The 17101-nt window shown below is 66.7% G+C and carries 14 protein-coding genes; 5 read left to right on the forward strand and 9 right to left on the reverse strand.

Going from position 1 to position 17101, the window contains the following annotated elements; translation table 11 throughout:
• The first annotated feature begins 5 nt into the window (after nucleotides 1-5).
• Complete coding sequence (locus AC1Q7Q_RS23670; RefSeq protein WP_492371735.1) at nucleotides 6-779, forward strand: TetR/AcrR family transcriptional regulator; 774 nt, start codon at nucleotides 6-8, stop codon at nucleotides 777-779.
• Between the two features lie 300 nt (nucleotides 780-1079).
• Nucleotides 1080-2123: a patatin-like phospholipase family protein gene (locus AC1Q7Q_RS23675; protein ID WP_492371734.1), complete on the forward strand. Its 1044-nt coding sequence runs from the start codon at nucleotides 1080-1082 to the stop codon at nucleotides 2121-2123.
• Here AC1Q7Q_RS23675 and AC1Q7Q_RS23680 read toward each other — a convergent pair.
• The 3 genes from AC1Q7Q_RS23680 to AC1Q7Q_RS23690 all read right to left on the reverse strand — a co-directional run bounded on the left by AC1Q7Q_RS23680 (nucleotide 2104) and on the right by AC1Q7Q_RS23690 (nucleotide 7218).
• A complete protein-coding gene (locus AC1Q7Q_RS23680; RefSeq protein WP_492371733.1) occupies nucleotides 2104-2751 on the reverse strand; it encodes an HD domain-containing protein in 648 nt (215 codons plus the stop codon). The two genes, AC1Q7Q_RS23675 and AC1Q7Q_RS23680, sit on opposite strands and share 20 nt — an antisense overlap.
• Complete coding sequence (locus tag AC1Q7Q_RS23685; protein ID WP_492371732.1) at nucleotides 2748-6212, reverse strand: adenylate/guanylate cyclase domain-containing protein; 3465 nt, start codon at nucleotides 6210-6212, stop codon at nucleotides 2748-2750. The genes AC1Q7Q_RS23680 and AC1Q7Q_RS23685 overlap by 4 nt, the downstream gene beginning before the upstream one ends.
• Nucleotides 6213-6309: 97 nt before the next feature.
• Complete coding sequence (locus AC1Q7Q_RS23690) at nucleotides 6310-7218, reverse strand: LysR family transcriptional regulator (RefSeq protein ID WP_174424649.1); 909 nt, start codon at nucleotides 7216-7218, stop codon at nucleotides 6310-6312.
• Nucleotides 7219-7362: 144 nt separating this feature from the next.
• On the opposite strand from AC1Q7Q_RS23690, the gene AC1Q7Q_RS23695 reads away from it, so the two are divergent.
• From AC1Q7Q_RS23695 to AC1Q7Q_RS23705, 3 genes are all read left to right on the forward strand, one after another.
• Nucleotides 7363-8556 carry an MFS transporter gene (locus AC1Q7Q_RS23695; RefSeq protein ID WP_492371731.1) on the forward strand — a complete coding sequence of 398 codons (1194 nt, stop codon included), beginning with the start codon at nucleotides 7363-7365 and terminating at the stop codon, nucleotides 8554-8556.
• 82 nt (nucleotides 8557-8638) lie between these two features.
• The gene (locus AC1Q7Q_RS23700) at nucleotides 8639-9193 is read left to right on the forward strand and encodes a cysteine hydrolase family protein (protein WP_492371730.1); all 555 of its coding nucleotides are present in this window, start codon (nucleotides 8639-8641) and stop codon (nucleotides 9191-9193) included.
• Nucleotides 9194-9248: 55 nt separating this feature from the next.
• Nucleotides 9249-9554 carry an NIPSNAP family protein gene (locus AC1Q7Q_RS23705; RefSeq protein ID WP_492371729.1) on the forward strand — a complete coding sequence of 102 codons (306 nt, stop codon included), beginning with the start codon at nucleotides 9249-9251 and terminating at the stop codon, nucleotides 9552-9554.
• A gap of 129 nt (nucleotides 9555-9683) precedes the next feature.
• Here AC1Q7Q_RS23705 and pdxR read toward each other — a convergent pair whose 3' ends face one another.
• The 6 genes from pdxR to AC1Q7Q_RS23735 form a co-directional block, all read right to left on the reverse strand.
• Nucleotides 9684-11198 carry a MocR-like pyridoxine biosynthesis transcription factor PdxR gene (gene pdxR / locus AC1Q7Q_RS23710; RefSeq protein ID WP_492371728.1) on the reverse strand — a complete coding sequence of 505 codons (1515 nt, stop codon included), beginning with the start codon at nucleotides 11196-11198 and terminating at the stop codon, nucleotides 9684-9686.
• A gap of 136 nt (nucleotides 11199-11334) precedes the next feature.
• Nucleotides 11335-11994, reverse strand: coding sequence for a SorB family sulfite dehydrogenase c-type cytochrome subunit (gene sorB, locus AC1Q7Q_RS23715; RefSeq protein ID WP_492371727.1), 660 nt, complete (start codon nucleotides 11992-11994; stop codon nucleotides 11335-11337).
• 11 nt (nucleotides 11995-12005) lie between these two features.
• On the reverse strand, nucleotides 12006-13259 hold the full coding sequence (gene sorA / locus AC1Q7Q_RS23720) for a SorA family sulfite dehydrogenase catalytic subunit (protein ID WP_492371726.1): 1254 nt from the start codon (nucleotides 13257-13259) through the stop codon (nucleotides 12006-12008).
• Between the two features lie 88 nt (nucleotides 13260-13347).
• Nucleotides 13348-14787: an NAD(P)/FAD-dependent oxidoreductase gene (locus AC1Q7Q_RS23725; RefSeq protein ID WP_043356390.1), complete on the reverse strand. Its 1440-nt coding sequence runs from the start codon at nucleotides 14785-14787 to the stop codon at nucleotides 13348-13350.
• Nucleotides 14788-14824: 37 nt separating this feature from the next.
• Nucleotides 14825-15235: a nuclear transport factor 2 family protein gene (locus tag AC1Q7Q_RS23730; RefSeq protein ID WP_492371725.1), complete on the reverse strand. Its 411-nt coding sequence runs from the start codon at nucleotides 15233-15235 to the stop codon at nucleotides 14825-14827.
• A 290-nt stretch (nucleotides 15236-15525) separates the two neighbouring features.
• Nucleotides 15526-16887 (reverse strand): amino acid permease, encoded by a 1362-nt coding sequence (locus AC1Q7Q_RS23735; protein WP_416053301.1) that lies wholly within the window; start codon nucleotides 16885-16887, stop codon nucleotides 15526-15528.
• Nucleotides 16888-17101: the final 214 nt, after the last annotated feature.

Here is a 17101-nt window from a genome sequence, read left to right on the forward strand (position 1 = left end):
AGGAAATGACCGGCGCAAAGCGCTCTTCAAGTATCCCGCGCACCACGCGCATCGCGAGCCCAACGGATTCGGCCGACGCCGGCGGCACTGCCGTTCCCGCCGTTCCCGCGGATGCGGCGGCAGCCACCACCCCAGCGCTACGCAGCACCTACCGGCACGGCGACCTGCGCCGCGCGTTGCTGGAAGCCGGCATGGAGCTGGCGCGCGATGGTGGCCCGGATGCGGTCGTGTTGCGCGAGGCCACCCGGCGCGCCGGGGTCGTGCCCAATGCCGCCTACCGCCACTTCGCCGGCCGCCAGGACTTGCTGCAGGCGGTACGCGCCGCTGCGCTGGCGTCGCTGGCGCAGGCCATCGAGGCTCAACTCGCCGCGCTGGACGCCAGCGCGGCGCCCGCGGACTTCGCGCGCGCCAGCCTGCGCGCGGTCGGCACCGGCTACATGCAGTTCGCGCTCGCCGAGCCCGGCCTGTTCCGCACGGCATTCTCGGTGCCGGACGAACTGGAAGGCGTGCCGGTCCCTGACAAGGCGGGCGACAGCGGCCTCAACCCCTACCAACTGCTCGGCGCGGCGCTGGACCGGATGATGGAGGCCGGCGTGCTGTCCGCCGCGCGCCGTCCCGGCGCCGAATACCTCGCGTGGTCCGCCGTGCATGGCTTGTCGATGCTGGTCATCGACGGGCCGCTGCGCATGGTGGCGATGTCGCCAGGGCAGGCACACCAGATCGGGCAGCGGTTGCTGGATATGGTGGAGAAGGGGCTGCAGGCGGCCGATGAGCTGTGACCGGTAACCGGTAACGCGCCGGGATTGCCTCGCGCATTGGCGCAGCTTGTCCGTTCCCGACCTGAAAGCGGCGCGACGCCAGCGTATCCGGCGCAGCAGTCCTTTCCCTCCTCCGGGAACCAAGTGCTAAGAAGCCCTAACAAAATGCGCATCAAGGTGTTAACTTCAAATATCTTTTGTTAGCCTTTGCGTTGCTTCGCGCGCAAAGGACGTGGCCAAACCAATACTTGACGACGGACCGTGGGCGCTTATCCAGCCACCGCTATCGCCGGCTTGTCAGGGATGGAAGGGGAGCATCGCATGAGTCCTGACAATGGGGAACAGAATGGGGAACAGAAAGCTGTGGCCCTTGCATTGCAGGGCGGTGGCATGCATGGCGCGTTTACATGGGGGGTCCTCGACCGGCTGCTCGAGGATGGGCGACTCGGCATCGAGGGCGTCAGCGCGACGAGTGCGGGCGCCATGAATGCCGCCGTGCTGGCTTATGGGCTGTTGCAGGGAGGGCGCGACGGCGCGCGCCAGGCGCTGCACGATTTCTGGCTCGCTATCGCCCAATCGGCTGAACGATACAGTCCATTGCGCTGGGTGCCGTGGATCAAGGGGACACACACCCTGGGCCTGGACCATTCTCCGCTGTATGCGATGGCCGACATCGTTCTGCGTCTCCTGTCGCCATACCAGTTCAATCCCAACAACATGAACCCGCTGCGGGATGTGTTGGCGAAGCAGGTAGATTTCGAGGCGTTGCGCCAGCGCTGCCCCATTCATCTTTACCTGTGCGCGACCAATATCGAGACCGGAAGGATACGTATCTTTTCAGGCGAGGACCTGTGCATCGACGCGGTACTGGCATCAGCCTGTGTGCCAACGCTGTTCCAGGCAGTGGCCATCGATGGCCAGCACTATTGGGACGGCGGCTATGTTGGCAACCCGGCAATTTTCCCGCTGATTTATCACTGCAATACCCACGACGTCGTGATCGTGCACATCAACCCGATCGTGCGCCGTGGCGTGCCGACCACGGCCGCGGACATTCTCAATCGCGTCAGCGAAGTCAGCTTTAACTCATCCCTCATCCGAGAGATGCGCGCCATCGCATTCGTGACTTCGCTGATCCAGCAAGGCAAGATCGACCGGAGCGAAATGAAGGAGATGATGATCCACTCGATCCGGTCGGATGAGACGATGGCCGCGCTGGGCGTGTCGAGCAAGTACAACGCTGACTGGGCCTTCCTTTGTTCGCTGCGTGACAAGGGAAGGACTGAGGCCGGGACGTGGCTGGAGGCGCACTACGACCACATTGGCCAGCGTTCGACCATCGATATCAGAGGGGAATTTCTTTGATGCAAGACGAGGCCCCGGATGCCGCCGGCTGCGCAAGCCGCCACGCCAGGTTGCGGCGTGCGCGCGCTTCATAGCGAGCATGGAACAGATCGGTGTGATAGATGCGAGGGCGATCAAGCAGGGCGCGCAGGAAAGCCCGTTCGGCGCAATCATAGGCAACCTCATCCAGGTCAGGACGCTCGGCCCGCAAGTGCGCGCCGTTCTGGCGAAAGCGCGCGCGGGCACAACCCAGCACGGCAAGGTCGATGTCGGCGGTAAATTGGCCTGCCAGATTCGCGGCCATGCCGGCATGTGAGGTGCACAGGATCATCCCGGCGATGCGCTCCGTTGCGGCAATCCGGCCTCCGGCCCAGTAGCGGAGCCACTCAACGCTGCGTTGCTCATTGTCTTGCGCCCCGGGAATATAGATGACGTCGTGGCACCAGAGCGCCAGCTCGACGGCGTCAGTATCGGGAATCGCGCTGCGCGCCCAGTCCAGATCGCGCAGGCAGCGGCGAACATGGTGGAGCGTGTGATAGTGCCGTGCCGGCTCGGCATAGCAGCGCGCAAGATCCGCATAGGCCTCGACAGCCTGCGTGCCGCCCGAACGCGACCACAGTGCCAGGAAGCGGGTTTGCATCTGAGTCATTCGGGAGAAGGCACCGGGGTCGTGCCATCCTGCCGCGTCAGATCATCCAGGAGGGCTTTGGCCTCTTGCCAGTCTGCGGTATCGGAGCCCTCGCGGAAGCTGCCATGGATTACCGCCAGCGCACGGCGCGCCGCGCTCAGCTTTCCTTGCCGGCGCCATAGGCCGGCCAGGCTCAGCACGGCTTGCAGTTCCAGTGACCGGGCACCCTGGTCGCGGGCGACCGCGATCGCTTTCTGAAAGCACGCTTCGGCTTCATCGCTGCCGGTGGGCGACAAGGGTGCCAGGCTTGACTGCCGGAGTATCAGTTCTCCCTTGAGGCGATACAGCGTCGCTTCGTCAAGCCGCTCTCCCGTCTCTTCTGCCAAGGCTTGCGCCTCGGCCAGCGCAGCTAGTCCGGCATGGATTTGCCCCGCCTTTCCGTAGGCATCCGCGAGCAGGGCCAGAAGATTTGGCTGTCCCAGCGCTGCGCCGGTCTCCTGATAGGCGGCCAGGCCCCGCTGTATCTGGGCTATCCCCTGCGCATGATTCCCCTGTTCGGCAAGCACCCAGCCAAGCAGGACGGTTCCCCACGCCAGGTAGATCGGGAATCCCTGCTCGCACGAGACCGCGATGGCGGCCTCGGCGTACTCGCGGGTCAGTTGCACCTCCCTGCGGCACAGGTGCACTTCAGCCGCAAAGACAAGGCAAAGTGCGAGGTTAAAGGCGTCCGGGCGTGTCCTGGCCATCGCCAGGGCCTCCTGGCTGCGCGTGCGGGCCTGATCCGGCATGCCGAGGTACCACAGGATCCAGCCCAATGTGCTCGTGGCGTGGACGGCCGGATCCCGCCCGTATCCGAGGAGAAAGTCATACACCGGCGGGTCCGGGCGCTGCAATGCCAGCACCTGTTCTATATGGTCGCGGGCCATGTCCAGCTTGCCAAGGCGGAACACCGTGGCGCCGATCGCGCGATGCGCCTCGGCAAGCTGCTTAGGCTTCTGCGTTTCCAGGGCGAGGCCAAGCAACCGTTCCCCAAGGGGGTGTGCAATCTCGTACTGCGCACGCAGCTGATAAAACGCCCACAGTCCGAGCTGAGCCGAGAAGGCGTATGGTGTTTGCCTCTCCTGCTCGCACAAGGCCAGCGCGCGCTTGTAGTTTGCCTCCACATCCGGGGAGGCCTGACCGCGAGCGGCCATCAGGGCCGGGCCGAGGGTGAGCAGCAGCGTGAGTTCCTGGCGCGTGCGTTCGGGGTTGTCCGGCATCCGCTTGAGCAGTTCGATGGCGGTACTCAGGTGCCGGATCGCTTCAGCCTGGGCCGAACGCTGGAGGGCCTGCTGGCCGGCACAGTGGAGGTAGGCAACAGCCTTTGGAATATTGCCACTACGGCTGTAGTGGTGCGCGAGCTCGCTGCAGTAGTCTTTCAGCCGACCATGGAAGAGGGCCTCGATGGCCTGGCCCGTACTCTCATGCAGCGCGCTGCGTCGCTCGGTGAGCAGCGAATTGCCGGCAACCTCCTGCGTCAGGGCGTGCTTGAAGGCGTACTCGATTTCCGGGAATGCGGGCCGCTCGTAAATGAAATCCGCCGCCTGCAGGTCGGCCAGAAGCGGGCGCAGCTTGTCTTCGGCCAGGCTGGTGACGTGCAGGATGAGACTCAATGGAAACTCCTTGCCGATTACGGCCAGGGTTTGCAGCAGTTCTTTCTGGGCGAGCGGGAGCCGGTCGATACGGGCCGCGAGCACGCCTTGGACGGTGGTCGGGATGTGCAGCAAGGCGGGCGCCTTCTCGATGCGGTAGCAGCCGGGCTGGCCGAGCAAGGCGGTCTCCTCGACCAGAGTCTGGACCACTTCCTCCATGAAAAACGGATTGCCTTCGGTCTTGTCCAGGATGCGTCGCTTCAGCGGCACCAGGCTGCGATCATCACCGAGCAGCGCGGTGAGCAGTCCCTGGGCTTCGGTCGGGCCCAATGGCTGCAGGCTCAGCTGGGCGTAGTTGTCTTTGGAGCCCCAGTCATGGGAATACTCCGGGCGGTAATTGACCAGCAGGATGATCCTTGCCCCCGGCACATGGTCGATAAGCAGATTGAGGAAGGCCTCGGTTTCGCTGTCCAGCCATTGCAGATCCTCGAAAATGACCTCGAGGGGCTGATTCAGGCTCTCGCGGACCAGCAGGCAAGCAATCGCTTCGAAGGTGCGTTGACGTCGGATCGAAGCGTCCATGGTCGGCAGTGCCGAGCCGGGTTCGATGCTCCCGAGCAGATAGAGCAAGTAGGGCAGATGACTTTCCAGGGAGCGCTCCAGCGTGAGCAGCCTGCCGGTCACCTTCTCGCGGCAGCTTCGGTCGCTGTCCTGTGCGGTGATCTGAAAGTAGTTCTTCAAGAGCTCGATCAACGGTAGATAGGCGAAGGCCTTGCCGTGCGAAACCGAGAAGGTCTCCAGCGCCAGGCAGTCCGCCTGCGATCTCGCTTTGAACTCATGGAACAGCCGGGATTTTCCGACCCCGGCCTCGCCAACCACCGCAACGACCTGCCCGCGGCCCGCCTTGGCCAGCGCCAGCGCGTTGTGCAACTGTTCCAATTCGGCCTGGCGGCCCACAAACCTGGCCAGGCCACGGTGCGCCGCGACTTGCAGGCGCGTGCGCATTGCCCCGAGGCCCATCACCTCATAGACCGCCAGCGCATCCCGGACGCCTTTGACATGTGTGGTGCCCAGGGCCTTGAACTCGAAATACCCCTCCGTCAGCTTATGGGTGGATTCGCTGACGAGGATGGACGCCGGCGTCGCGATACCTTCCATGCGCGAGGCGATGTGGATCGTATGCCCGACCGGATCGTAGTCCGTGTGCAAGTCATCCTTGCGAATCGAGCGCACCACGACCTCGCCCGTGTGGATGCCGATCCGGATCTGAAGCGGTATGCCTTGCTCCAGACGGACCCGGTCGCTGTGCCGGCGCATCGCTTCCTGCATGCGCAGGGCTGCGTACAGGGCCCGCAGGGCATGGTCCTCGTGGGCAATGGGGGCGCCGAACAGCGCCAGGATGCCGTCGCCGAGGAACTTGGCCACGTAGCCTTCGTAGTGGTGCACGGCCTCCATCATCAGCGTCACCACGGGGTCGATGAGGCGGCGCGTTTCCTCGGGGTCCAGGTCCTGGGTCAAGGCCGTCGAGCCCGCCATATCGGCGAACAGGGCCGTGATGGTCTTGCGCTCACCGGCCGTTTCGCCCCGGGCCTCCATTGCCGCCTGCTCAGCCAGGATGCGCTCGGCCAGATGGGGAGGCGTGTAGTGGACAGGGGCCGGGACTGCTGGCCCGGAAGGCAGAGGCGATCCTGACGGGGAATCCATGAGCGGAACGCCACAGGCGCGGCAGAATTTGGCAATGGGGGTGGCCTCCGCGCCGCACTGCGGGCACATGCGCGCAAGCCGCGCCCCGCACGCCTCGCAGAAGTTGGCGCCTGCGAGGTTCGCGTAGCCGCAATTCGTGCAGCGCATATCGCCCTCCTGCCGCCTCATCTTGAAACAGCCTCCAAATGATTAGACGCGCGATCGGCGCTTGTAGCAAGCCAGGCGTCTCGGCGGATCCGCGTCCCTAAGTTCCCATCTCCACCCGCTCCGCCAGGAAATCCAGCAGCGCCCGCACCCGCGCCGGCAAGTGGCGGCCCTGGCCCAGGTATACCGCATGCACCGCCTCCAGGTCGCCGGGGTTGAACGCTTCCAGCAGCGGCACCAGCCGCCCGGCGGCGATGTCCTCGCGGACCTGGAACACGGCCATCCTGGCCAGCCCCAGCCCGCCGACCACGATCCGCCGCAGCGCGTCGCCATTGCTGGTCATGGCATTGCCCAGCGGCGCCACCATGGTGGCTTGCCCGCCTTCGAGCATCGGCCAGCCTTCGATCGCGCGCGCGTAGCCTAGCTTCAGGCAGTTGTGCCCGGCCAGGTCGGCGGGCACGCGGGGCGTGCCGCAGCGCGCCAGGTAGGCGGGCGCGCCCACCACCACCATACGGGTCTCGCCCAGCTTGCGGGCCACCAGCTGCGAGCTCTTCAGCTCGCCGGCGCGGATCGCCACGTCGGTGCGTTCCTCCATCAGGTCGATGACCTGGTCGGTCAGCACGATATCGAGCTGGATGTCCGGATACAGCGCCAAAAATTCCGGCACCAGCGGCAGCAGGAAGTGGTCGCCAAAGGGCACGTTGGCATTGATGCGCACGCGGCCGTGGGGCACGGCGCTGGCGGCGGCACCGCGCTCGGCATCGTCCAGGTCCGCCAGCACGCGCACGGCGCGTTCATAGAAGGCACTGCCTTCCGCCGTGAGCTCGATGCGGCGCGTGGAGCGGTTGACCAGTCGCGCGCCGAGCCGGGCCTCCAGCCGCGCCACCAGCTTGCTCACGGCCGACGGCGTCATGCGCAACGCGCGCGCGGCGGCGGAGAACCCGCCCTGTTCCACCACCCGCACGAACACTTCCATCTCGCCGGAGCGGTTGACTTCGAGCCTCGACATTGTGAATTCAATTCATAAATGTTGTTCGTGTGGGCAGTCTACCGCACCAATCTCCCCGTCCCCATACTTCGCAGCATGCTGCTCCGGCTTCCTGGATTGCATGTAACCCATACCGCATACCGCATACCGCTTCACATACTCCCTATGCCACTCGCTCTCTATGCCTTGACCGCCGGCGCCTTCGGCATCGGCGTCACAGAATTCATCATCATGGGCCTGCTGCTGGAGGTCGGGACCGACCTCGGCGTCTCCATCGCGGCGGCGGGCTTGCTGATTTCCGGCTACGCGCTCGGCGTGGTGGCCGGCGCGCCGGTCATGACCGCGCTGACCGCCCGCTGGCCGCGCAAGACGGCGCTCCTTGGCCTGATGGTGATCTTCACCATCGGCAACGCGGCCTGCGCGCTGGCGCCAAACTATGCGCTGTTGATGGCCGCGCGGGTGCTCACCGCGCTGGCGCACGGCACGTTCTTTGGCGTGGGCTCGGTGGTTGCCACCGGGCTGGTGGCGCCGCACAAGCGCGCCTCGGCCATTGCCGTGATGTTCACCGGGCTGACGGTGGCGAGTGTGCTCGGGGTGCCGTTCGGCACCTGGCTCGGCCAGGCCTACGGCTGGCGCGCCAGCTTCTGGGCGGTGGCCGCCGTCGGCTTGGTGGCGGTGCTGGTGATTGCCTTGGCGGTGCCGGCCGAACGCGAAGCACCGCAAGCCCCGGACCTGCGCCGCGACCTGCGCGCGCTGATGCGCCGGCCGGTACTGCTGGGGCTGCTGACCACGGTGCTGGGCTATGCCGGCGTGTTTGCGGTGTTCACGTATATCGCGCCAATTCTGACGCAGATCACCGGCTTTGCCGACAGCGCCGTCTCGCCCATCCTGCTGGTCTTCGGCGTGGGCCTGGTGGCCGGCAACCTGCTTGGCGGCAAGCTGGCGGACCGCCATCTGCAGGCCACCGTGCTTGGCAGCATGCTGGCGCTGGCCGTGGTGCTCGGGCTGATGAGTTTTGTCCTGCACAGCAAGGTGCTGTCCGTGATCTTCATCGGCCTGCTGGGCGTGGCCGCCTTCGCAACCGTGGCGCCGCTGCAGATGTGGGTGCTGGAGCGTGCCCGCGGTGCAGGGCAGAGCCTGGCTTCGAGCTTCAATATCGCGGCCTTCAACCTGGGCAATGCCATTGGGGCGTGGCTGGGCGGGGTGGTCATCACGCGCGGGCCAGGGCTTGGCGCCGTGACCTGGGTGGCGGCACTGGTGCCGGTAGCGGCAGTGGCCGTGGCGCTGCTGGCCATTCGGCTTGATCGCGGGACGCCGGCGGATGGTGGAGTCAAGCTGGCCTCGCCGCCTTTGCATTGATTTCGGCGCATTGCGTTGCGGTCGCGCGGAGGGTCGCTTATGCTGGCGGCTGTCCTGCCAACGGCCATCCGCCCTTCGTTTGATGCAAACCGCTCTGATCGTGATTGACGTACAACGTGGCCTGTTCGACGACGCGCCACGGCCGGGCGATGCCGATGCCGTGCTCGGCCGCATCAACGGCCTCGCGGCACGGGCGCGCGCAGCCGGCGTGCCGGTGGTGTTCGTGCAGCACGAGCAGGCTGGCGGCGCGCTGTCGTTCGGCTCGCCAGGCTGGGAGTTGGAGCGCACGCTGGTCGTAACGGCCGACGACCACCGCGTGCGCAAGACCACGCCCGACTCCTTTCTGCATACCGAACTCGCCGCGCTGCTGGACCGCCTCAGGGCGAAGCACCTGGTCATCTGCGGCTATGCCACCGAGTTCTGCGTGGACACCACCGTGCGCCGCGCCGCCGGGCTTGGCTATTCGATCACGCTCGCCGCCGACGCGCACACCACGCACGACAAGCCACATGCCAGCGCCGAGCTGATCCGGCGCCACCACAACGCCACGCTGCCGGCCATCACCAGCTTCGGCCGGCCGATCCGGGCGCTGGCGTCGGAAGTCATCGGGTTTGGCGGCGGCGCGGCGGGCGGCTGAGGCAAGAGAAGGCCGCATCGTCAAAGCAAAATCAACCCAGGACAACCACCCCACCATGATCACCTGCTACCTGCGCTATATCGTCGACCCCAACAAGCTCAAGGAATTCGAGCACTACGGCAAGCTGTGGATTCCGCTGGTCGAGAAATTCGGCGGCCAGCATCATGGCTACTTCCTGCCGTCGGAAGGCGCCAACAACGTGGCGCTGGCCTTGTTCTCCTTCCCCAGCCTTGCGCTGTACGAGGTCTATCGCAACCAGTCCTTCGAGGATCCGGCGTGCCAGGCGGCGTTCCGCTACGCGCAGGAAACGCAATGCATCGTCAGCTACGAGCGTAGTTTCTTCCGGCCGGTATTCGAGTAAGGCGAGTAAGGCGAGTAAGGCGAGTAAGGCGAGCAAGGCGAGCAAGGCGAGCAAGGCGATTAAGGCGGGTAGGGCGGAGCAAACCAACGCATCGCGTGCGCGGCCGCGCCGTGAGCCTTCACCGGGCCGTCACCGCACCATCGCCTGCCCGATCAACTGCCCCAGCAGCTTCACTCCTTCCTCGATCCGCTCTTCCGCAATGGCCGTATAGCCCATGCGCAAGTGCGGCGACGGCGCATCGGTAGAAAAGAACACGTCGCCCGGCTCGATGATGACGCCGTGCGTGAGCGCGATCGCGGCCAGCTTGCGGGCGTCGAGCCCGGGCGGGCCTTCCACCCAGAACGATGACGCGCCGGGCGAGTTGCGCGCGCGCGCCTGCGGCAGGTGGCGCGCCAGCATGTCGCGCAGGATCTCGGCGCGGCGCTGGAAGATGGGCGCCACGCGCCGCAGCAGCGCGTCGTGGTGGCCCAGCGAGATGAACAGCGCCGTGGCGCGCTGATTGTTGGCGGGCGGATGGCGCAGCATGAAGCGGCGCAGCGCGCGCGCTTGGCGGATCACGGCGGCAGGGGCGACGATGTAGCCGAGCCGGATGCCGGGCACGAAGGATTTGGACAGGCTGCCCACGTAGATCACGCGGCCATCGCGGTCCAGGCTTTTCAGCGCGGGGATGGGCTGGGTCAGCGCGGGGTTCTCGGTGTCGTAGTCGTCCTCGATCAGCACCACGTCGTGGCGGCGGGCTTCGCGCAGCAGCGTCTCGCGCCGTTCCAGCGGCATGGTGACCGTGGTGGGGCACTGGTAGCTGGGCGTGATGAAGGCGTAGTCGCACTGGGCCAGCGCGTCGTCGGGACACAGGCCGGACTCGTCCACCGCCAGCGGCACGACCTCGCGCGCGCGCATGCCGAAGATGTGGCGCGCATCGTTATAGCCCGGCTCTTCCAGCCCGACCCGCGCGCCTTGCATCAGCAGGTCGGCCAGCAGGTAGAGCGCGTTTTGCGCGCCCATGGTGACCATGATCTCGTCGGGGTTGGCCCACACGCCCCGGCGCGGCAGGATGTGCTTTTGCAACTGCTCGATCAGCAGTGGATCGTCGCGGTCGATCAGGTCCGATGCCCAGCCGCGGATCTCCAGCACGGCCAGCGCCATGCGCGAGCATTCGCGCCAGTCGGCGGTGGGAAACAACGCGGGGTCGAACTGGCCGTAGATGAAGGGGTAGGGATAGTTTTGCCACTCGCTGGGCTTGACGATCGCACGTTTGCCGGTCATGTCCGGCAGCCGCGCGTCCCAGTCCGGGCCGCCTTCGCCTGCGTCCTCGGGGATGGCCGCGCCAATGGCCCGGGCCTGCGCTGAGCCAGGCCTGGCGGCGCTGGGCAACTGTTCCACCACGAAGTAGCCGCGCCGCGGCTTGGTCTCCAGGAAGCGCTCCTCGACCAGTTGCTGGAAAGCCAGGATCACCGTGTTGCGGGCGATGCCCAGCGTGGCCGCCAGCTCGCGGCTGGAGGGCAGGGCGCTGCCTTCCGGCAACTGCCGGGCGAGAATGGCCGACACCAGCTGCTGGCGCAACTGCGCCTGCAGGCTGACGCCGGAATCGGAGGAAAGCTGCAGCAGCCGGTTCCAGAACGTGTTTGCCTTGCCTAAGCTTGCCATGCCGCTCCCGTTGCTGTGGCCATTGCCGTGGACGCCGTTGTGGAGGTGCGCCGGGCCGTTGTCATGTGCGGCAGATTATGGGCGAAGCCGCGCGCGGGGGAAATGCGGGTTGCCCGCAGTCCGGCGCCACGGCTTCTCAGCGGCCGAGGATCCATCCCGCCAGGCTTTGCAGGTCTTCCTTGGAGAGTGCGGCATAGGCCGGCATCGGCACTTGCCCCCACTTGCCCGCGCCGCCCGCGCGGATGTTCTGCGCCACCAGCGCCGCAGCGCCCGGCTGGTTCGCGTACTTTGCCGCGACCTCCTTGAACGCGGGCCCCACCACCTTCTTGTCGACGGCGTGGCAGGCGGTGCAGCCATTGGCCGCGAGCAGGGCCTGGGGATCATGGCTGCCGGCAATCAAAGCTGGGGCAGCCGGCGCTGGCGCGCTGCCTGGCGCCGCGGGCGCGGCAGCGTAGGCCGTGCGCTCCGCGCCGTAGGTCTTGGTCAGGTAGTCGACCATGGCAGGGATGTCTTCATCCGCGAACGGCGCGCCGAAAGGCTTCTTCATCTTCTTGACCGTCGCCTCCCAGTAGCCGCGCGGCGACGATGGCGGTTGCGTCAGCACGTACTGCGCGGAGTGGCAGGCCATGCAGTTCTGCTGCACCAGGCGATAGCCGGGCAGGTCGCTCGACGTGTAGCGCGCGGTTTCCGGCGGCAGCGTGATTTCCAGTGCCAGCGCGGCGCTCGCCATGCCAGCCGCGCACAGGGCAAGGGCGAGTATCGCGCCATGGCGGCGCAAGGGCTTGGCGAATTGCATGGCGACCTCCTTCATGCTGCCACCACGCGCGTGGTTTCCACCACGTTGCGCATATAGCCGGCGGGGTTCCACAGCGCGGTGAGCGGCTGGCTCTGGCCGATGCGGTTGCTGGCGCGCACCTTCAGTTCGTACTCACCCCTCCTTGGCGGCGTGAACGCCGCCGTCCATTCGCGGAAGGAGTAGCGGCCCAGGTCCTTGCCCAGTTGCGCCGCGCGCCAGGTGCGCCCGCCGTCCGTCGACAGGGCCACCTCGTCAACGCCATGGCCGCCGTCGAAGGCGATGCCGCGCAGCACGGTCTGGCGCCCGGCCTGCACCCTGGCGCCATCGGCCACGCTGGTGATGAAAGAGCGCACATTGAAGCGGTTGATCGGCACCGTGCGCGCGGGGGCCGTGCCGGGCGCCACGCAGGCGCAGGGATTGTCGGGAATGCGATAGGCCGCGTTCATCCAGAACCCGTCGAACGGCTTGTCCAGCACCTGGATATCGGCCAGGTGCTTGACCCAGTAGGTGCCGTAGTAGCCCGGCACGATCAGGCGCAGCGGATAGCCGTTGAGCATGGGCAGGTCCGCGCCGTTCATGGCCCAGGCGAGCATGACCTCGCCGTCGAGCGCGTGTTCGATGGCCAGTGCCTTGACGAAGTCCGGGCTGCCTTCCAGCGGCGGGCGGTCCATGCCGTCAAAGCTCACCTGCATGGCGCCGGCTTGCACGCCGGCCTTGTCCAGCAGCGCTTTCAGGGGCACGCCGGTCCAGCGCGCATTGCCCATGGCGCCGTTGCCGAGTTGCCCGCCGTTGGCGCGCGGCGAGAAAAAGCCCCGGCTGTTGCCCGAGCACTGGTTGACCGCCACCAGGTCCACCGGGGTGGCCAGGCGCTTGATCTCGTCGAGAGAGAGTTCCAGCGGGGCGTTGACCTTGCCGCCCACGCGCAGCCGGTAGGTTTGCGGATCGATGCTGGTGGGGATGCCGCTCCAGTGGTAACGCACGAAGAAGGCATCGTTGGGCGTGATCGGGCCCTCGTTGAACACGCCAAACGGGGTCTCCAGCTGCGGCGGCCGGCTGGTCAGCAGGATCAGCGGGCGCTTCTGGGGGAAGGCCACCAGTTCGCGCTCGCCGTTCTCGAACGGCATCTCGATGCGCGCATCGGCGGCGGCCGCCAGCGCTTGCAGCGCCGGGTGGGTCAGCGCGGCGCCGGCGCCGAGTGCGCCGAGCGAGCGCAGCACGCCGCGGCGGCCTGGCTGCGGGGGTACGGATTGATGGCCTCGGCCCATGCCTGGCTCCTCGTCTTGAGTGGGATAGCGGTTCTCGGGGGACCCCGCATTTATTAACCTTCAACCTTCAACCTGCAGCCTTCCAGGTTCAGATCACTTCATCCTTCATGTGATACCAGCGATACAGGAACCACTGCCCGAAGCGGCGGAACGGCGCGAACGCCTGCGCTTCCACCATCTCGCGCACATTCGGGAACGGCAGCGCCGAGCGGAAGATAGGCAGTTCCGGCCCCGCGCTCTTGCCCGCGATCAGCGCCGCCATGCGCTTGCCCGCCTGCGCGGAATACATCACGCCGTTACCGCCGTAACCCATTGCGTAGTAGATGGTCTGGGCCGGGTCCGGCTGGAAAATGCGCGGCATCATGTCATGGCTCACGTCGACCCAGCCCCACCAAGAATAGTCGATCTGGATGCCTTCGAGCGCAGGGAACTTGCGGTGCAGGTCGGCAATGAGCTTGTCCTTGTACTTATGCTGCGGCGCATCGTTGCCGGTAATGGCGCTGCGGCTGCCGATCTGCAGGCGGCCGTCCGGCATCAGGCGGTAGTAGTGCCGCAGGATGCGGGTATCGGTGATGACCTGCGTCGTGCGGAAATTGCACGCCTCGCGCTCCGTGGGCGTCAACACGCGCGTGACGATGGAGTTCGACAGGATCGGGAACAGCCGGTTCTTGAGCTGCGCGTGCAGGCTCGGCGAGGTATAGCCGCCGGTGGCCACGCCCACCGCGCGGGCGCGCACGATGCCGCCAGGCGTCTTGAGGTAATGCACGCCGCCGCGCGTCTCCCAGCTCAGCACCGGGCTGGAGGGATGCACCTTGGCGCCCAGCGCGCGCGCGCGGCGCAGGTAGCCGAAGGCCAGCTTGCCGGCATGGATGCCGATGCCTTCGGGCTCATGCATGGCGCCGGCGGCTTCCTTGTCGTCGACGTACTCGCGCTTGACGGTGTCGGCATCCAGGATGCGCGCGTCGTACTTGAACACGTCGCGCAGCACCTTGGCTTCCTTTTCCAGCGCGGGCATGACCTTGGCGCGGTGGGCGATGTAGAGGTGGCCACCGGGCTGCGGTTCGCAGTCGATGTCCTTGATCAGCCCCTTGAAGGTCTCCATGCCGTCGCACACTTCTTCATGCAGCCGCAGCGCGGTGTCCAGGCCGTAGCGCTGGATCCACTGCGAGCGCTTGAGCCGGCCCGAGGCGCATTGCGCCTGGCCGCCGTTGCGCGTGCTGCAGCCCCAGCTCACGCGGTTGGCCTCCAGCACGGTCGCCTTGATGCCGTGCTCCTGCGCGAGGAAGATCGCGCAGGTCAGCCCGGTGAAGCCGGAGCCGATGATGGCCACGTCCACGTCGATATCGTGCGTGATCGGGCCATCGTCGGGCGGCGGCTCGCCGGCCGTGCCGATCCAGTAGGTGGGAGCGTACTCGCGGCCCTGGCCGGGCGTGGGCGCGACCAGCGGGTCGTAGGCCGGGTCGTACGGCTTCGAAGGCGCGGTGGCGTGGCCTTCGGGCAGGATCAGTCTTGCGGCGGTGGCGTCCATGTTTGTCATCCTCAAATGCCCTCTGGCGGGGCTGGAATCAGTTGGCGGCGACGGAGCCGGCGGCGGCAGCGGGCGGGCGATCCTTGCGGTACGCGTTCTTCACCGCGATCTTGCCGTCGCGGAAGGTGAACACGTCCACCATGCGCGCCTCGATGCGCGTGCCGTCCGCCTTGGTGCCGCGGAAGGTGGATTCGCTGACGCCGCGCTCGCCAGCGACGAAATGCTCGCCGTCAAGCCACGCTGCATCGGGAAACGCCTGCCAGGCCAGCTGGAAGCCCTCGCGCACGGCGGCGCGGCCTTCGAAGCTGCGGCCGAACAGTTCGCTGCCGGCCACGGCGTGGAACACGCAGTCCTCGGCCATGAAGCCCATCAGCGCTTCGATATCGTGGCGGTTCCACGCGTCGCTGAAAGCTTGCAGGGTGGCTGCGGTTACCTGGGGGTTTGCCATTTGCGTCTCCTTGATGTCCTTGTTGGTGCCGGTGATCCGGGTGCCGGACCTGTGCGGCTTATGACTGCAGCATAGAGAGGTGAAGCGCAATGCTGTAGGGCCAGATCCGATGAATCGTTTGGGCCAGTGCGCTCCCGGAATGCCGTGCATCAGGTACACGGCCGGGCAGGCGCGGGCGGGCCGGCGCGGAGGATGGCCGCGGCGGCCTGCAAGGCGTTGGGAGGCGTTGGGAGGCAGCGGGAGGCCGCGATGGCACGCATCGCGGCAAGCCGGTTCAGGCGCTGGGCGTGTCAGTCAGCCCGCCGCACCTCGCCCAGCGGCGCGGCGGCCGCGTGCTTTCGGAGCTGCTGGCGCACGGCGTACGCCAGCACCAGGATGCCAAGGCTGGCCACGCCGAGTAGCAGCGGGGTGCGCTGGTCGGGGATAAAGGCCATGGCCACGACGATCCCGACCATGCCAGCGATGGCGACCCAGGTCAGGTAGGGGAAGGCCCACATCCGCACCTTGAGCCGGTGCGGCGCCTCGCGCTCCAGGCGGGCGCGCAGGCGCAACTGCGAGATGGCAATCAGGATGTAGACAAAGATGGCGACGGTGCCATAGGAGTTGACCAGGAAGGCAAAGACCTTGTCCGGCGATACATAGGACATCACCACCGCGCCGTAGCCGAACAGCGTGGCGAACAGGATGGCCCTGACCGGCACGCCGTTGCGGCTCAGCCTGGCCAGCCCCTTGGGCGCATCGCCGCGCTTGGTCAGCGCGAACAGCATGCGCGACGAGGCGTACAGCCCGGAGTTCAGCGCCGACAGCACGGCGGTGAGCACGACCGCGTTCATGATCTGCGCAGCTGCTGGGATGCGCATGGCATTGAGCGCGCTGACATACGGCGTGGCGATGCCGGCGGAGTTCCACGGCACCAGGCACACCACCAGCAGCACCGAGCCCACATAGAACACCAGCACGCGGGTGATGACCGAGCTGGTGGCCCTGGCCACCGCCTTTTGCGGCTCGGCGGTTTCCGCCGCGGCGATGGTGACGATCTCGGCGCCGAAGTAGAACCCCGTCGCCGCTACCGCGCCTGTCAACACCGGCATGATCCCGTTAGGCGCAAAGCCGCCATGCACGGTGAGGTGCGCCACGCTGGCGGTAGCGCCCGGCCACATGCCGAGCACGAACAGCCCGGCCAGGAACAGGAACACGACAATGGCAGCCACCTTGATCGAGGCGAACCAGAACTCGAATTCGCCAAAGGACTTCACCGAGATCAGGTTGGTGAGCGTGAGCATCACCAGCAGCACCAGGCTGATGCTCCACGCGGGAACGTCCGGGAGCCAGAACTGCACCAGGCTGGCCCCGGCCACGGCCTCCAGCGCGACCACGATCACCCAGAAATACCAGTACATCCAGCCGGTCAGGAACCCGGCCAGCTCGCCCATGGCCGGGCGGTCGCTCCAGGCTTCGCGGGCGTATTCGTAGAAAGAGCCCACGGTGGGCAGCGCGCACGCCATTTCGCCCAGCATGCGCATGACGAGCACCACCAGCAAGCCGGTGATGAGAAAGGAAATGACAGCCGCCGGGCCGGCAGACTTGATGACGACGCCACTGCCGACGAAAAGGCCTGCGCCGATGACGCCGCCCAGCGCGATCATGGTCATGTGGCGCTGTTTCAGCCCGTGCTTCAGGCCGCTGGATTGCTGCTGCTGATGGTGAATCACTTTGCTTGTCTCCTGCTCTGCCCAGGGGTCACGCGCCACGGCTTATATAGTAGTTCGTAGGTCGGCGAATGGCTCGCCGCCGGGGGGCGTGGCCGCGCTCGATGACACCGGAGCGGGTTGGGGGGGGGGGGGGGGGGGGGGGGGGGGGGGGGGG

The sequence above is a fragment of the Cupriavidus sp. GW823-FHT07A04 genome, from assembly GCF_058794615.1.

Excerpts from the sequence above, each read along its gene's own strand:
- AC1Q7Q_RS23670 (WP_492371735.1), top strand. The coding sequence starts at position 6 with ATGACCGGCGCAAAGCGCTCTTCAAGTATCCCGCGCACCACGCGCATC.
- AC1Q7Q_RS23675 (WP_492371734.1), top strand. The coding sequence starts at position 1,080 with ATGAGTCCTGACAATGGGGAACAGAATGGGGAACAGAAAGCTGTGGCC.
- AC1Q7Q_RS23680 (WP_492371733.1), bottom strand. The coding sequence starts at position 2,751 with ATGACTCAGATGCAAACCCGCTTCCTGGCACTGTGGTCGCGTTCGGGC.
- AC1Q7Q_RS23685 (WP_492371732.1), bottom strand. The coding sequence starts at position 6,212 with ATGCGCTGCACGAATTGCGGCTACGCGAACCTCGCAGGCGCCAACTTC.
- AC1Q7Q_RS23690 (WP_174424649.1), bottom strand. The coding sequence starts at position 7,218 with ATGTCGAGGCTCGAAGTCAACCGCTCCGGCGAGATGGAAGTGTTCGTG.
- AC1Q7Q_RS23695 (WP_492371731.1), top strand. The coding sequence starts at position 7,363 with ATGCCACTCGCTCTCTATGCCTTGACCGCCGGCGCCTTCGGCATCGGC.
- AC1Q7Q_RS23700 (WP_492371730.1), top strand. The coding sequence starts at position 8,639 with ATGCAAACCGCTCTGATCGTGATTGACGTACAACGTGGCCTGTTCGAC.
- AC1Q7Q_RS23705 (WP_492371729.1), top strand. The coding sequence starts at position 9,249 with ATGATCACCTGCTACCTGCGCTATATCGTCGACCCCAACAAGCTCAAG.
- pdxR (WP_492371728.1), bottom strand. The coding sequence starts at position 11,198 with ATGGCAAGCTTAGGCAAGGCAAACACGTTCTGGAACCGGCTGCTGCAG.
- sorB (WP_492371727.1), bottom strand. The coding sequence starts at position 11,994 with ATGCAATTCGCCAAGCCCTTGCGCCGCCATGGCGCGATACTCGCCCTT.
- sorA (WP_492371726.1), bottom strand. The coding sequence starts at position 13,259 with ATGGGCCGAGGCCATCAATCCGTACCCCCGCAGCCAGGCCGCCGCGGC.
- AC1Q7Q_RS23725 (WP_043356390.1), bottom strand. The coding sequence starts at position 14,787 with ATGGACGCCACCGCCGCAAGACTGATCCTGCCCGAAGGCCACGCCACC.
- AC1Q7Q_RS23730 (WP_492371725.1), bottom strand. The coding sequence starts at position 15,235 with ATGGCAAACCCCCAGGTAACCGCAGCCACCCTGCAAGCTTTCAGCGAC.
- AC1Q7Q_RS23735 (WP_416053301.1), bottom strand. The coding sequence starts at position 16,887 with ATGACCATGATCGCGCTGGGCGGCGTCATCGGCGCAGGCCTTTTCGTC.